This window comes from uncultured Rossellomorea sp., from assembly GCF_947488365.1.
Classification (GTDB): Bacteria; Bacillota; Bacilli; order Bacillales; family Bacillaceae_B; genus Rossellomorea.
In genome coordinates, this window is the sequence record NZ_CANKZT010000001.1 from 213,125 (window position 1) to 227,562 (window position 14,438).

The window sequence follows — 14,438 nt, forward strand, 5'->3', positions numbered from 1 at the left end:
AGCAATACCCTTTATTATCCTACCATAAAACCGACGAAAGACATTCATTATACTGATATAACATATTTGATTATGCGATATTATTCTGGTATAACTTCAGCTCCCCCTTAGAATTTTGACACAATAAAAACCATGCGTGTGCATGGTTTTATCGTTTATTTTTTTGATTATATGTTTTAGAAGAAGATTTTTTTCCTGTTCTTCTCCCTGTTAAGTCCGGCTTCGTTACTCTTGCTGTCCCCTCTGAATGTTTTGAAGGTTTTTGTTCTGGTGAGTTAGAGGACTTCCTGCTCGTCATTTGTTTATCTTTGAACTTGTCCTTCCCTCTTGTCCGGGATTCCAGTTCCTTGCTTTTCCTTTTACCTTGTCTTTTTTCTCCTTTTTTCTTAGAGGCTGTTTTTGTTTTTAGAGAAATGGTATTCCCTAGATTTTGCTTTTGAATGCGACAATTCAGCTCTGTTTCAATTCCGTCCAGAAGGCTTCTTTCTTCAGAAGAATAAAGTGTATAAGCTAAGCCTGTTTCACCCGCTCTCCCGGTTCTTCCAATTCGGTGAATGTAGGTCTCGGCTTTCTCAGGCATGTCATAATTAAATACGTGAGTGACTCCCTCAATATCCAATCCCCTGGAAGCAACGTCAGTCGCAACTAACATTGGTACGTCACCGTTCCTAAATTGTTCCATTACAACTTCACGCTTTTCTTGTGGGATATCCCCATGAAGTTCAGCCACTTTATATCCTTTTGATTTCAGCACTTGATATAATTTCGTCACCCGTCGTTTCGTTCTGCAAAAAACGATGGATTTACTTGGTTGAAATGACTCTATTAATTGAATGACTGTGTCTTGCTTGGCCCGATCCACTGTAAAAATGGCAAATTGATTAATGGAAGTAGATTTTTCAGCCTCCGCCACCTCGATAAATTGTGGAGTTTTCATATATTTGCGACCCAATTTTTTGATGTCAGCAGGGATCGTCGCAGAAAATAACATCGTTTGACGTTGAGCCGGAGTTTTCCTTAAAATTTCTTCAACTTTATTTAGAAAACCTATTTGCAGAAGTTGATCAGCTTCGTCAATGACCAAAAACATAAGATGTGATAGATCGAGATTCCCTCTTTTCTGATGATCCAATAGCCGCCCTGGAGTTCCAACCACAATAGTTACATTCTTTTCCAGTTCCTCAATTTCCTCTTCATGACTTTTACCACCATAAACGGAGAGAACGCTAAATCCTTTGTTTTTTCTGGTGAGCTTTCTTATTTCGCCTGTTACTTGAATAGCCAGTTCACGTGTAGGTGTAATAATTAAACTCTGAACGTGATGGGTGTTTGATTTACTTTTCTCTAAAATAGGTAAAACGTAAGCAAAGGTTTTACCAGTCCCGGTTTGAGCCTTGGCCATGACATCTTTTCCCTCCATGAGGGCCGGGATTACTTTTTCTTGTATGAGTGTCGGTTTATTTATACCGGTAGTAGCTAAGGTTTTCTGAAGACCTTTTGATAGTCCCAGACTTGCAAACGAATTCAATGATCATTCCTACTTTCTTAAAGCGAGATTTGACTTGTCTATTAATAGTGAAGGTTTCGTGGTAAAAAAGCAAGAACAAAAAGGATCCCCATTTCGAATCCTTCAAGCTAATCACCTAAATAAAAACGCGATCACCTAAAGATCATCGCGTTCGCGTGTTCACTCATATACTACTTCTTTATTAACTCATTTATTTCCTGAAAGATTTCTTCTCTAATCGTATTCACCTTTGAAAAGTCCATTGCTCTTATATAGATGGATTCAAGTTGTTCACGAAGACACTTAGCTTCTTTAAGATATGAGATTGCTTCTTTCATTTTATCCTTATAAGCTTTTGTCGTTCGTTCTATATCGGCAGCATATTTTTCATCTGTCCCTTGGGTGATGCATCGTTCATACATATCGATGATTTCATCAGATTCCCGGTCAGGAAAATATTCATGTGGTGCTGTACTATCGAAAATAGCGATTCCTTTTTCTCTAATGATCAACATATCAAGACTATTAGGGTCAAATCCACAATGATAAACCTCTACGTCATAACCCTTCTCTTCTCCAGCAGAAGCAATTTTCTTTAACATCGTTGACTTTCCGGATCCTGCACGCCCTTTGATGAAGTAGCGCTTACCGACATCCTCTGTTAAATTCTGAATGTAGTCAACTGCCCCATCAGGAGTAGCGGCACCTAAGAACCGATGTTTGACAGTAGAGGGTTTAGAAAGACTCTTATTATCAAAGAAGAGTGAAATTAACTCATCTGCTAATTCATTCGCTTTTGGGAAGTTCATGTTGGAAATGTAGATTTCTTCTATGTCATCATGGGCACTCAGGGATGCGGCAAAGGTATCGTATGCTTTCTGAAAGAATGAGCCGATTTTATCGTTTAAGCCAAGGATTTCCTCTTTGTGCGGCAAAAGTTTATTTGAGTCCCATGCCGCTCCTAAATTCACATATTCTTCAATAACGCCGGGTGCTTTCGGTTCTATAATATGAGGAGCCGTCCCATCCACAATGCCAACCCCAAATTCCGGGAGTAGAACGCCATCGATTGAGTGATTATCGGAAGCGCAATGTAAATAATCAACCTCTAACCCTTTACCTTCAAATCGTTCTCCAACCGACTTCATCAATGAGGATTTACCGGTCCCGGGACCACCCTTAAGGATATAAATCCGCTCTAATCCATTTAACACCGAATCATATAGACTGTAAAAGCCTTTAGCCGTATTTCCCCCAGCATAATAATGACGAACCTTTCCTTTCATGAAATCACCCTTTCGCATCATATATTTAAACATATGATGTGGGGTCTAAATAGGTGAATACCCACTGCAAAAGCGGGAGCGGCTTGTCGCCTCCCGCCGCTGGAGCTGGACGAAGCGAAAAGCGGAAACGTTTGAAAATAAAAAAACACTTCCACGAATGGAAATGCTTTTTATGTATAGCACTAAATCAATCGTCTCCGTTTAGAAAATCACCGATTCCACCAAGTAAACTTCCCTCACCAGTCGAACGACCTCCGCCCTGGGGAGCACTTGCATAAATTCTTTCAGCTAAACGACTGAATGGAAGTGACTGAATCCAGACAGTTCCAGGTCCACGGACTGTAGCAAAAAACAATCCTTCTCCTCCAAGGAAGGCAGATTTAATCTTTCCGACGTACTCGATATTGTAGTCCACATCTTTCGTCATGGCCACTAAGCAACCCGTATCTACCCGTAACATTTCGCCAGGTTGAAGTTCTTTTCTATAGATCGTACCTCCTGCATGAAGAAAGGCTAATCCGTCGCCCTCAAGCTTCTGCATAATAAATCCTTCACCGCCGAAGAAGCCTGTTCCTAATTTCTTTTGAAAATCGATCCCAACAGAAACTCCTTTTGCTGCACATAGAAAGGCATCCTTTTGACAAACAACTTTACCGCCTAATTCACTTAGATCAACCGGGATGATTTTTCCTGGATAAGGGGCAGCGAATGATACATGCTTTTTACCCCTCCCCTCATTGGTGAATACGGTCATGAACAAGCTTTCACCCGTTAATACACGCTTCCCTGCACCAACAAGCTTTCCTAAAAACCCCCCGGTCCCGCTACCCTTGGAACCATCTCCAAAGATCGTTTCCATCTCTATGCCGTCTTCCATCATCATCATTCCACCAGCTTCGGCTACGGCACTTTCTCCTGGATCCAATTCTATTTCAACAAACTGCATATCGTCCCCATGCAATTTATACTCAATTTCATGTGAATTCATTCCTTGTTCCCCCTTCTAATTTCAAGCATATTTACCTATTCTTCAAGACAGATGCATTTCCCTTCTCTAATTCTATTTTCGCAATAATGAGATTTCATTAAAAAAACACATTCCGTCACGAATCTGCTCGTGACGAAGTGTGTCTCCCCATTTTCATGGCTTAGGAATGTTCTTACCGTAAAAAATTTCATCCATTTCCATTTTCACTTTATCTGTAATTTCATCCATTTCGCTTTCATCCAGTTTATCTTTTGTATAGCCGAATAAATAGTTATTTAAATCAAATTCTTTCAACTTACATTTTGTATGAAAAATATTCTGAGGATACACATTTACATCGATCATGTGATATTCATCTTTGATTTCCTCTGGTATGTAATTCTGAATTGAATTAATATCATGATCGATAAATAATTTTCGTCCGTTGATATCACGTGTAAATCCTCTCACCCGATAATCCATCGTCATGATGTCTGTGTCGAAGGAGTGAATAAGATAATTCAACGCCTTAAGTGGAGAAATTTCCCCGCAAGTAGAGACATCTATATCTGCCCGGAAAGTAGAAATCCCTTCGTGAGGATGATACTCTGGATACGTATGAACCGTGATATGGCTCTTATCAAGGTGCATCGTAACTGTGGATGGTAGTGGTCCCGGAGATTCATCAAAATGTTCCGTAGGCACTTCAACTATCGGCCCTTCAGAAACCAGGATTGTCACACTAGCTCCCTGCGGGACATAATCCTGCTTAGAAACGTTCAAGACGTGTGCGCCAATAATATCCGATACATGTGTCAGGATTTTTGTTAACCGATCAGCATTGTATTGTTCATCGATATATTCAATATACGCTTCACGTTCTTCACGGGTCTTAGTATAGCAAATATCGTACATATTAAAACTCAATGACTTCGTTAAGTTATTAAATTCATGTAGTTGAATCCGTTCTTCATGAGATAATTTCATTGTGAATTTCCCCTTATATGTAAGTTTGTCGTGCCTGCCTATGCTTTTATCTTACCCAGAGCCAACCATACTAAAACAGGTTCTTTTGATTGAAGATGGTTGAAAATGGGTACTAAACATAGTGAATAAGCATTTCCCTTTTTACTTATTTCTAAATTTGGATACAATGGAAGATAGAATGGAGTGTTAGCAATTGAGACGATTGTTTTTTATTATTATGATAGTTGCTTTTGCCTATATATCAAAACCCGCATGGGAAGACAAAGTGGAAGCAACAGAATTCAATTCTGTGCTCACAAAAATTGAAGAAATAAAGAACAGTCCTAAAGTGAAAGACACCTTCGATCAACTTTACAACGAAGTAAACCTTCTGCTCATAAAGTTGGACGAGTCATTTAGAGATCTCGAAGATCCCTCTGATACAAAGGATGAGAACCCTGTAGAAAAACCTGCTTTAACAGTACCAAGTGATCAAACCTTTTCTATCTATAATATTGTAATGGGAGATTCAAAAGATAAACTTGAACAGGAGCTGGGAGTGGCCAAGAGAAAATCCACTAATGAATACGGTGTTTCCTGGAATGCATATCACGAAAACTACCGTAATTTCTTAATGGTTTCTTATGATGAAAATAACCGGGTTAACGGCCTTTACACCAATCAAGACCTCCTTTCCTCCTCATCAGGTATCGAAATGGGGGTATCCAAAGAGGTGGTTCAGAATGAACTCGGTGAACCACTCTCAAATATCCGAAAAGGATTGACTCTATATCAGCTCCAAAACAATGGTGAACAGGAAGTCTATCAAGTGGATGGAAGCTACGTAACCGTGTTCTATGACAAGCATGAAAATGACACCGTCACGGCCATACAAATAATCGATGAAAGCCTGGAAGCAAGTAAGAAGAATTTCTATTCAGAAGCAAGTAACGAGTTGAAAGAAGGATTTGAATTCCAGCTTTTCGATTTAACAAATGCTACACGTGTCGAAAAAGGGTTTAATGTTCTCTCATGGGATGATCAAGTTAGAGACACTGCTAGAAAACATAGTCTGGATATGGCAGAGCAGGACTACTTCAGTCATACGAATTTGGAAGGTGAATCCCCATTTGACCGTATGGAAGAAGATCAGGTATCCTTCCGTACCGCAGGCGAAAATTTGGCCTACGGTCAATTAAGTTCAATCCACGCACATGAAGGATTAATGAACTCAAAAGGTCACAGGGAAAACATCCTGCAACCTCATTATGAACATCTAGGCGTAGGAGTCGCATTTAACGAAAAAGAACAGCCATATTTCACAGAGAACTTTTATAGTAAATAGCAAAAAAATTCATACCCAGTAAAAAAGCAAGTGAGCATCCCTCACTTGCTTTTTACTTACTATTTAATGTCTCTTTGGATTACGATTTAGATGGTGGAACATCGCATCCATTTTCATCACAAGCCATCCCCTCAGCTCCAAGAGGTTGTAGTGGTGAAGCTTCATTTTCCTCCTCCCAAACTTTTTGGATGGAATTCAAGAAAACGTCACTTGGCTGAGCACCTGAAATAGCGTATTTACGGTTAATCACAAAGAATGGTACACCTTGTACTCCAATTTGTCTTGCTTGTTCTTCATCAGTTCGGACATCTTGAGAGAAGTCACTGCCTTCTAAAACAGCTTTTGATTCTATTTCCTCTAATCCGGCTTGTTTCGCTAATCCTAACAGAGTTTCCTTGTCACCAATATGCTTTGAAAGAGTAAAGTGAGCGTGTAACAGTATTTCAGTAAGCTCTGCTTCCTTCCCCTTCGTTTCCGCATATTTTGTCAGGCGATGGGCGTCGAAAGTATTCGTCGGAATACTGGTATCAAAACGAAAATCCAGACCAACGGTTGCCGCTTGCTGCGACATGCTGTCTGTCATGTTTTTTGCTTGTTCAAGAGACGTACCATACTTTTTTGAAAGAATTTCTTGAATACTCATTTCTGTATGGACTGGCGCATTGGGATCTAGCTCAAAGCTTTTAAACACAATGTCAACTTGATCTCTTTGAGGGAATTGTTGAAGCGCTTCTTCTAAATGGCGTTTTCCTATATAACAAAATGGACATACATAATCTGACCAAATTTCAATTTTCATCCTATACACCTCTATTTACATTTTCAATTCATATCTGATCGTATCATAAATCATGCATTCCTCCTTATGATTTGCTCATGAATTCGAATAAGGAGGCCTTCTTCTCGTTCTTCTTTTTACTCTGGCTGCATGGCACCGATCACATATAGGAAACCCAAAGTTTGGAGGGAGTTTCTTTCCACATTGTTTACACGTTTGAGTCATACTGGTGACCTCTGTTCTGAGACTTTCGTGTACTCCATCAGCGATTTCACTTCGAATTCGCTCCCAGTAATATGCCTCTGTTTGTCTACCTAAACGATATAAGAACAAGAGATGCAGACCAACAGCCTTATAGGAAACCTCTTTTTGTTCCAGGTTTTTATTCTTAATAGCTGGTTCCGGTAATTCTTCTCCGTGTACAATGGCGTACATACACTCTAACCACTGCTCAGTTAACTGAGCCTCTTTTTTCGAAAAGGGAAGATGTAAAAAACCGTACAGATCATTTAATGTTAGCTTCGCCTCAATATCGGTCCCACGGATTAATTCATATAGCTCTTTTTCTTCGTATAGAGTAGCTTTCTCTGTTCCGTAAGGACTTTTGAATTTCTCCCATAAATAGAAAAACGTGTCAAGGTCATGGTAATAGCGTTGAAAACGTTCAAACACACCACTTGTCGGTGCGATGGCGAATGTTTCGAGAGAGCGATCGGGCTGATCCAAAAGTTCTTTCATCACTTTAATATCCTTTGTGAAAGCGACTTTCCCTTCATTATAAAGACCTTTTCTACCAGCACGGCCTGCAATCTGCTTTACTTCCTGGGATGTCAGCCTTCTCCTTCTCGTTCCGTCAAATTTATCGGTTTCCAGGAATACGATTCTTCGTATCGGTAAATTTAAACCCATTCCAATTGCATCTGTTGCTACAATCATGTTCGTTTTCCCTTTAATGAATTGCATCATTTGTCTCTTTCTTGTTTCAGGAGGCATGCTACCGTAGATCATGCTCACTTTATGACCATTATTTTGCAACCTTGAAGCTGTATCTAATACTTTCTTCCGGGAAAAGCAAACGAGAGCATCCCCTTTTTTCGCATGCCGCAGTTGAAATTCTTTTGATTCGACTTGCAGTGGAATTTCTCTTTTATAATTATGAACCTCGATGTTCCCTTCTCCGACTAATTCCAAAAGCAGCTCTCGAACGTTTTCACTCCCGATGATATGGACCTCTTTAGCCCTCGCTTTCGTAATGGCACGGTACCAAGAGAAACCTCTATCCTGATCGGCCAGCATTTGAGCTTCGTCAATAACAATCACTTCATATTCGTCTTTTTCACGAAACATTTCAACTGTGGAGGAAGTATGTTTTGCATTAAAAACCTCTTTTTCCTCTTCTCCTGTTTTCAGATTACAAGGTACTCCATCAGCATTTAATGTATCAAATACCTCCAGTGCCAGAAGTCTGAGTGGGGCCAAATACATGCCGCTATCAGCTTCTTTCATCCGGCTGATGGCATGATGGGTTTTCCCTGTATTGGTTTCCCCAATGTGGAGAATATACTTGATATCACCCCGAAATGAAGGACTGTACTCCCTTCCGAATATATCTTCCAGCATTCGCTGCTCTTCTTCTAGCTTCCGTTTTAACTCCGCTAACTCAGCAGCCTTTCTCTTCTCCCGCTCTTTTATGTCTCTTTCGTAAATGGAAAGGTGCATTTTCTCATCAAATGGATATTCTATAAGTTTGAATAAATCCACGACATACTCCTCTTGAATCATGGTGAAAAAGGTTGATTTCAACGTCAGGAGAAAATGGTGACTAAGTCTGCTCAAGCGTTCTTCTGATAAATGTTGACCGAATATTTTAACGTAATCCGTCAATAATTTTTCCGGCATTTGATCAAGAAGAGAGCGATATACAACTTGCTCTGAATAATAGAATACGAATCGTTCGTATGGATAGAAATAGGTTTCATATTCCCACACATGCCCATCCCAGTTCTCGCTCTTCTTGTGAATGGAGCCGGTAAATTCCTTAAGAAAGTCAGATACCGTTGTAAAGGAATCACTGGTGAATTTCCCTTCATCTTCCAGTTTTTCTTCCAGCATATATGGTTCCGTATGTCGGAATTTTGTTTTTGTTCCTAAATCATGTATAAATTTCTTTGCAAATAAATACCGTAACTCCACATACCAATGTAGCTCAAACTCTTCCATTTGAGTGTTTATGAAGGAGATGATTTCTTTTTGGATATCTTTTTGGAGTGCTGCCTGTTTTTTTTCTTCAATTTTTTTCAGATAATTTTCTCTTACATGTTGATGGCGCCCTTTCCACGCGTCTGCTGAAGGTGGATTTTCGTTTAACCAGTTCAAAATATGAAATGGCTCAAAATCTCTAATTTCATTGCGAAATAATTTGTTTATCAGTTTCTTATCTGTCCCCTCGATATCATAGCCTTTCTTTCTTAAAAAGGCTTTTTTATGGCTCCTAAGAACATCGTTGGTTACTTTGTTAAGCCAGATATTCGTCCAGATTTGGTGAAAGAAGGCACTTCTTTCACTAACATACTCCCTGAATGAAGGACAATTTTCATGTTTCTCTAAGTAAAGTGTGATATCATCTTCTATTTTTCGTTTTGTTTCCTCTATGGCTTCTTCTCTAAGTATGTGAAGGTTTTGCACGGTAAGACCCCTTTATACGTTTTACAAATTATCTTAATATGTACTTTATAGTGTATGTATTTCTTCTCGATCTAACAATTCTCATGCTTACAAATAGTTCATTATAGCATAGAAGCTGCCCCTGAATGCGGATAAATTGAACCAGAAGTATACATGGCCCCATTGATAAGGGCCTGCATTTTAGGTCACTTCTCTCTCGATTGCTTCTCCAACCGCTTCAGTTAGCTCCCTTGTGAGCTCTTGGACCATTTTATCAAATGTAGATTCAAGGATTTTAGCCAGTGAACTTGAGGATTCAATCTTTAAACATCCAGTCATAGCCGTATTGGAAGAGTTTACTTTTTCAGCTTTAAAAAAGCCTACACCAGTAAACTTTTGATTGATCCCCCTTAATATAAACTTCACATGAGATGGTTCCTTCCAATCTGTAATAAGTACTTTCACATGAACCTTTTTGCTCACCACCCCATAATGAATGGTGAATTTCCACGTCGATTGAACGTCAGAAACAATGGAATGCTCCTTGTATCCATGAACAAGAGGAGCCCATGCATTCATATCACGAATGAATTCCCATACATGTGATTGTGAAGCATGTACGTTAACATGATGAATTCCCCGTACCATCAGAGTGACCCCCTCCTTATTAAATGAGATATCCGTGAATAGTATGAAGGGGTTGATGGTATTATGACTGATTGGAGTAGACAAAAAAAGAAGCTTCGCTACGAAGCCTCTTATTCCATATTATTTACGATTTCGAGTACTTCATAGAGCTCTTTAATTTCATAATCAGGTACAAGATCTTGAACTGTTTTCTGACCGCGATTAATCCAAACCGTTTTTATTCCTAGTCTAGAGGCCCCAAGTATGTCTGTATTTAAATTATCTCCTACCATGATCACTTCGTCCTTTTGAAGCTTAAGCCTCTCTAATGCATGAAGGAACATCGCGGAATCTGGTTTTCCTTTACCGATATTTCCTGAGATGATAATTTCTTCAAAGTAAGGCACAAGTTCAGGAGTCTTATCAAGTTTTGTATTCTGTAAATGGGGAGAGCCATTCGTTAATAACAATAGTTGAAAATTCCCCTTCACTTCATTTAATACACGAAAGGTATCTTCATACACGTAAGGTCTATCCTTTCTTTCTTTACGAAATCGCTCGGATAATTCCGCACCAAGCTCTACATCCGTAATGCCTAAAGATTGCAACCCAGACGTCCAAGCCTTTTTGCGGTATGTAGGAACGATTTCTTTCATCTTAAGGAAGCCTTCATCATGCTCATCCAGAAAGTCTCCCCAAAGTCCTTCAAAGGGATTAATACCGATATTTTGTGTAAACTCATATGTATCATAGGTTTCATACAACTTTCTCGCAGCATCTCTAACACTAAGCTCTAGGCTTTTCGAATCTACCCCCACTTTCGTCTCTGCATAACGGCAAGTTGCTTTAAACGCTTCTTCAATACTTTTGGAGTCCCATAATAATGTGTCATCCAAATCAAACATGATGGCTTTGATCATCTTCTTCTCCCCCTCTTTCGTTTATGTTGACTTATATGTTAGATTACTAGCTATGCGGCAATTAGTAAACCAGCAATAGAAAATAATTTTCACGCGTTTTTTTCAAGGCTTTTAGGGAATATAACTAGAAACAACATTTATTGAGGTGAATTTAACATGTGGATTGTCTATGCAAGTATTGGGTTGATGGTGATTTCTTTAGTGATGTTGGGAGTCGCACTAATGAAAACAGTAAATACGACCCGACCCGTAATAAATGATATGAATCAAACGGTGGCAAGCATTCAAACCAGAATGGACAAAATTTCTACTGAAGCGAACCAGCTTCAAGAAACTCAAGGGGAGATTCAGGGAGATATAGAATACAAAAAAACGACTATCACCAGCACGATTCAAGAAGTCAAACGAACACCAGAAGTACTGAAGGGATTTTTAAGCAGCCTGAAGAAATAAATACTCGTCACCTCACTCTATTGTGAGGTGATTCTATATGTAGCTCATTACAATTTACATAATCAAATTACCGTTAACCCCTTTCCCTTTACTTCCATCTGCCTCTTTAAACATGCTACAATCGACTAGATTAGTTACGAGGAGGATTCGGTATGAAAAATTGGGCATTTGTTTCTGACTTTGACGGAACGATCTCTAAGAAGGATTTTTATCATCTTATACTGGAGAAATACTTTGTAGAGGGACAAGATTTATACAAACAATGGAAGTCAGGCGAAATAAAGGATATCGAATTCTTGAGTCAGGTTTTCACATCCATCAATCAAGAAGAAAATCAGATTATTGATGACATCCATTCTCTCGAAATAGATGAATACGTCCCTTCCTTCATCCGTAAAGTGCAGGCTCAAGGTGGAGACTTCTATATATTAAGTGCAGGCACTGATTACTATATTCATCATATTCTACAACAGCATGAAATTACGAATGTTAAAGTGTATTCAAATGAAGGGTACTACAAAGAGAAGAATGTACATATGAATATTGATCCCGGGCATCCCCATCACTCTGAAAGATATGGAATTGACAAATCAAAGGTACTTACTGACCTTAAAAAAGAGTATGAAACCATCTATTTTGCAGGTGATAGTGAACCTGATAGCCATCCAGCAAAAGTAGCCGATGTAACCTTTGCGATGAAAGCACTCCAGGCTATTTTAAAGGAAAACAATACTTCCTTTATTGAAGTGAATGATTTTAATGACATTGACCGTTATCTAACACGTATTGGTGTGCTGTGATAGACCGTTTTGCTATTTAGACTAATAGCGTGTTATAATATTCTTGCCTCTCCCGAACATTCGCTTGTTGCGGGACACTTAACCATGTACGGACGGGAGGGGCCTCGATACAAAACTTACAGACTGAATTCCTATTAGGGGTTCGGTCTTTTTTATTTGGCATTTTAATTAATCACAACAAAACTTTTTATAGATATGAAAAAGCCAGCCCCCGATTGGGAACTGGCTTGAGATACTAATGTAAGGAGCCACATTTGCCGTAATTTGATATAAGAAAGTTTTAAACCACCACTCCTCAAAGTGGGTGTTTGCAGAAGGTTTCCTGTCGTCCTCAAATCGTGGAGGCTTGACATTCCAACTTCGATGTAAAACTCCCTATTACAGTTTAAAGGTTAAAACTTCGTTATGATTACGTACAACGCAGCCTGTATTAGTATAATACATCATCATGAATAACATTTCAACTATTGTTTTTCTTTACCAGCAACAGGTACTCGTTAATTAAAGCATCGGACCAAGGTCCGTCCCTCTTTCATTACGCGTCGTATACTTCCATTTTCTCCATAACGTCGCCGTTTTTCATTGATTTAGCGATGTCGATTCCTGAAGTCACTTTTCCGAAGACGGTATGAACGCCGTTTAGATGAGGCTGTGGCTCATGAACGATGAAGAACTGACTTCCTCCAGTATCTTTACCCGCGTGGGCCATGGATAATGAACCTTCTTCATGTTTATGTGGATTTCCTTCTGTTTCACATTTGATTGTGTAACCAGGACCACCCATACCATTTCCATTAGGGCATCCGCCTTGGCTTACGAAACCAGGGATGACACGGTGGAAGCTTAAACCGTTGTAGAAACCTTCGTTTGCTAATTTTTCGAAATTTGCCACTGTTCCAGGTGCTTCATTTGGAAATAGATCAAATTCGATTTTTTCACCTGTCTGAAATTGTATGTATCCTTTTTTCGCCATTATTAACAGCTCCTTTTTTATAATAGGTCAATCAATATAATATCATTGAACAATTCTAATGTCACTTTAAAGGTTTGTTTTAATCAGGATGCACTTTATTGAACTTACCATTTTTGTTATTTTTATGTTAATGCTTGCTGTATTCACTTTCCCTAAAAACTTCGAGCACAGGTTGTCATGAAATACTACTTTGTTCGAATAAGCTTTAAAGAAGTCATTTTTCATTTTAGGGAGTGAAACTTATGATTGAAAATTTATTAAGCGGGATTTCCATTGACCCCCAAGTCACCGTACTTGTTCCAATGTTATGGGTTTTAGGGTACGCATTGAAGAGGACTCCTCACATTCCGGATTGGTTGATTATCTGGATTTTGTTGCTGGTGGGGGTTGCTGCCAGTAGTTGGACTTTGGGATTTGATTTTAATGGAATTGCCAATGGGTTCATCGCAACGGGTGCAGCGATTACGACCCATCAATCTGTTAAACAGACGTTTTTCTCAAGGGTGAACGATCGTAATAAAAGAGAAAAAAAGAAATAGGGAAGAAAAAGGACTGGTCCATGTGAAACTGAAACACAAACACAGTTTTTCTTGGCCAATCCTTTTTATATTGTATTTATTTTGACATCACTTCAATGAATTTTCTCATATAGTCTGGTAAATCGGGCGGTCTGCGGCTTGAAACGATATGACCATCAGTGACGACCGGTTCGTTCACCCAGGTTGCCCCAGCGTTTTCCATGTCATCTTTTATTCCCGGTGTACTTGTGACTTTTACACCTTGAAGAATTTTGGCTGAAATCAATACCCATCCCGCATGACAGATTTGACCGATCGGTTTCTTACTCCTATCCATGATTTGCACCATCGAGATGACATCTTCATAGCGGCGCAGCTTATCGGGAGACCACCCACCCGGTACCAGCATGGCATCATAGTCTTCAGGATTGATGTCTTTAAACGCATATTCTGAAACAATCGGAACTCCGTACTTTCCGATAAATTCTTGATCGGCATTTTCTCCGACAATATGTACAGTTGCTCCTTCTTCCCGCAAACGCAATACTGGATACCACAGTTCAAGATCTTCGAAATCTGCACTTACTAATTGAATGACTTTTTTCCCCGTTAACCTCAACAGGACCCCTCCTCA

General features: G+C 39.3%; 14 protein-coding genes and 1 other RNA gene. 4 read left to right on the top strand and 11 right to left on the bottom strand.

The features are described 5' to 3' along the window. Positions 1-148 precede the first annotated feature (148 nt). The 4 genes from Q1B03_RS01150 to speD form a co-directional block, all read right to left on the bottom strand. On the bottom strand, positions 149-1,528 hold the full coding sequence (locus Q1B03_RS01150) for a DEAD/DEAH box helicase (RefSeq protein ID WP_299737269.1): 1,380 nt from the start codon (positions 1,526-1,528) through the stop codon (positions 149-151). 170 nt (positions 1,529-1,698) lie between these two features. Then, positions 1,699-2,793: a PRK06851 family protein gene (locus tag Q1B03_RS01155; RefSeq protein WP_299737271.1), complete on the bottom strand. Its 1,095-nt coding sequence runs from the start codon at positions 2,791-2,793 to the stop codon at positions 1,699-1,701. A gap of 187 nt (positions 2,794-2,980) precedes the next feature. Beyond that, entirely contained in the window at positions 2,981-3,781 is an 801-nt protein-coding gene (locus Q1B03_RS01160; RefSeq protein WP_299737274.1) for a TIGR00266 family protein, read from the bottom strand. A 153-nt stretch (positions 3,782-3,934) separates the two neighbouring features. Further along, a complete protein-coding gene (speD, locus tag Q1B03_RS01165) occupies positions 3,935-4,747 on the bottom strand; it encodes an adenosylmethionine decarboxylase (RefSeq protein WP_299737277.1) in 813 nt (270 codons plus the stop codon). Between the two features lie 193 nt (positions 4,748-4,940). Between speD and Q1B03_RS01170 the strand changes: the two genes are divergently transcribed. After that, complete coding sequence (locus Q1B03_RS01170) at positions 4,941-6,071, top strand: CAP domain-containing protein (RefSeq protein WP_299737280.1); 1,131 nt, start codon at positions 4,941-4,943, stop codon at positions 6,069-6,071. A 79-nt stretch (positions 6,072-6,150) separates the two neighbouring features. Here Q1B03_RS01170 and Q1B03_RS01175 read toward each other — a convergent pair whose 3' ends face one another. The 4 genes from Q1B03_RS01175 to Q1B03_RS01190 all read right to left on the bottom strand — a co-directional run bounded on the left by Q1B03_RS01175 (position 6,151) and on the right by Q1B03_RS01190 (position 11,060). Continuing rightward, entirely contained in the window at positions 6,151-6,870 is a 720-nt protein-coding gene (locus Q1B03_RS01175) for a DsbA family oxidoreductase (RefSeq protein WP_299737283.1), read from the bottom strand. A gap of 75 nt (positions 6,871-6,945) precedes the next feature. Then, the gene (locus tag Q1B03_RS01180) at positions 6,946-9,534 is read right to left on the bottom strand and encodes a helicase-related protein (RefSeq protein ID WP_299737285.1); all 2,589 of its coding nucleotides are present in this window, start codon (positions 9,532-9,534) and stop codon (positions 6,946-6,948) included. Positions 9,535-9,714: 180 nt separating this feature from the next. Continuing rightward, the gene (locus tag Q1B03_RS01185; protein ID WP_299737287.1) at positions 9,715-10,161 is read right to left on the bottom strand and encodes an SRPBCC family protein; all 447 of its coding nucleotides are present in this window, start codon (positions 10,159-10,161) and stop codon (positions 9,715-9,717) included. A 110-nt stretch (positions 10,162-10,271) separates the two neighbouring features. Beyond that, entirely contained in the window at positions 10,272-11,060 is a 789-nt protein-coding gene (locus Q1B03_RS01190; protein WP_299737289.1) for an HAD family hydrolase, read from the bottom strand. 156 nt (positions 11,061-11,216) lie between these two features. Between Q1B03_RS01190 and Q1B03_RS01195 the strand changes: the two genes are divergently transcribed. Then, positions 11,217-11,513 (top strand): DUF948 domain-containing protein, encoded by a 297-nt coding sequence (locus tag Q1B03_RS01195; protein ID WP_299737291.1) that lies wholly within the window; start codon positions 11,217-11,219, stop codon positions 11,511-11,513. A gap of 152 nt (positions 11,514-11,665) precedes the next feature. Then, positions 11,666-12,313, top strand: coding sequence for an MtnX-like HAD-IB family phosphatase (locus Q1B03_RS01200; protein WP_299737293.1), 648 nt, complete (start codon positions 11,666-11,668; stop codon positions 12,311-12,313). 241 nt (positions 12,314-12,554) lie between these two features. Here the strand turns inward: Q1B03_RS01200 and ssrS are convergent. Next, positions 12,555-12,743, bottom strand: a non-coding RNA gene (gene ssrS, locus Q1B03_RS01205) — 6S RNA. Between the two features lie 105 nt (positions 12,744-12,848). Continuing rightward, positions 12,849-13,286 carry a peptidylprolyl isomerase gene (locus tag Q1B03_RS01210; protein ID WP_113967927.1) on the bottom strand — a complete coding sequence of 146 codons (438 nt, stop codon included), beginning with the start codon at positions 13,284-13,286 and terminating at the stop codon, positions 12,849-12,851. 242 nt (positions 13,287-13,528) lie between these two features. On the opposite strand from Q1B03_RS01210, the gene Q1B03_RS01215 reads away from it, so the two are divergent. Further along, positions 13,529-13,825: a phage holin family protein gene (locus tag Q1B03_RS01215; RefSeq protein WP_299737297.1), complete on the top strand. Its 297-nt coding sequence runs from the start codon at positions 13,529-13,531 to the stop codon at positions 13,823-13,825. Between the two features lie 76 nt (positions 13,826-13,901). Here Q1B03_RS01215 and Q1B03_RS01220 read toward each other — a convergent pair whose 3' ends face one another. Next, a complete protein-coding gene (locus Q1B03_RS01220; protein ID WP_299737299.1) occupies positions 13,902-14,423 on the bottom strand; it encodes a type 1 glutamine amidotransferase domain-containing protein in 522 nt (173 codons plus the stop codon). Between the last annotated feature and the right edge of the window lie 15 nt (positions 14,424-14,438).

What these genes read in the sequence shown, in the direction of transcription:
- speD (WP_299737277.1), bottom strand. Translation starts at nt 4,747, where the DNA reads ATGAAATTATCTCATGAAGAACGGATTCAACTACATGAATTTAATAAC.
- Q1B03_RS01155 (WP_299737271.1), bottom strand. Translation starts at nt 2,793, where the DNA reads ATGAAAGGAAAGGTTCGTCATTATTATGCTGGGGGAAATACGGCTAAA.
- Q1B03_RS01195 (WP_299737291.1), top strand. Translation starts at nt 11,217, where the DNA reads ATGTGGATTGTCTATGCAAGTATTGGGTTGATGGTGATTTCTTTAGTG.
- Q1B03_RS01200 (WP_299737293.1), top strand. Translation starts at nt 11,666, where the DNA reads ATGAAAAATTGGGCATTTGTTTCTGACTTTGACGGAACGATCTCTAAG.
- Q1B03_RS01215 (WP_299737297.1), top strand. Translation starts at nt 13,529, where the DNA reads ATGATTGAAAATTTATTAAGCGGGATTTCCATTGACCCCCAAGTCACC.
- Q1B03_RS01175 (WP_299737283.1), bottom strand. Translation starts at nt 6,870, where the DNA reads ATGAAAATTGAAATTTGGTCAGATTATGTATGTCCATTTTGTTATATA.
- Q1B03_RS01190 (WP_299737289.1), bottom strand. Translation starts at nt 11,060, where the DNA reads ATGATCAAAGCCATCATGTTTGATTTGGATGACACATTATTATGGGAC.
- Q1B03_RS01185 (WP_299737287.1), bottom strand. Translation starts at nt 10,161, where the DNA reads ATGGTACGGGGAATTCATCATGTTAACGTACATGCTTCACAATCACAT.
- Q1B03_RS01160 (WP_299737274.1), bottom strand. Translation starts at nt 3,781, where the DNA reads ATGAATTCACATGAAATTGAGTATAAATTGCATGGGGACGATATGCAG.
- Q1B03_RS01210 (WP_113967927.1), bottom strand. Translation starts at nt 13,286, where the DNA reads ATGGCGAAAAAAGGATACATACAATTTCAGACAGGTGAAAAAATCGAA.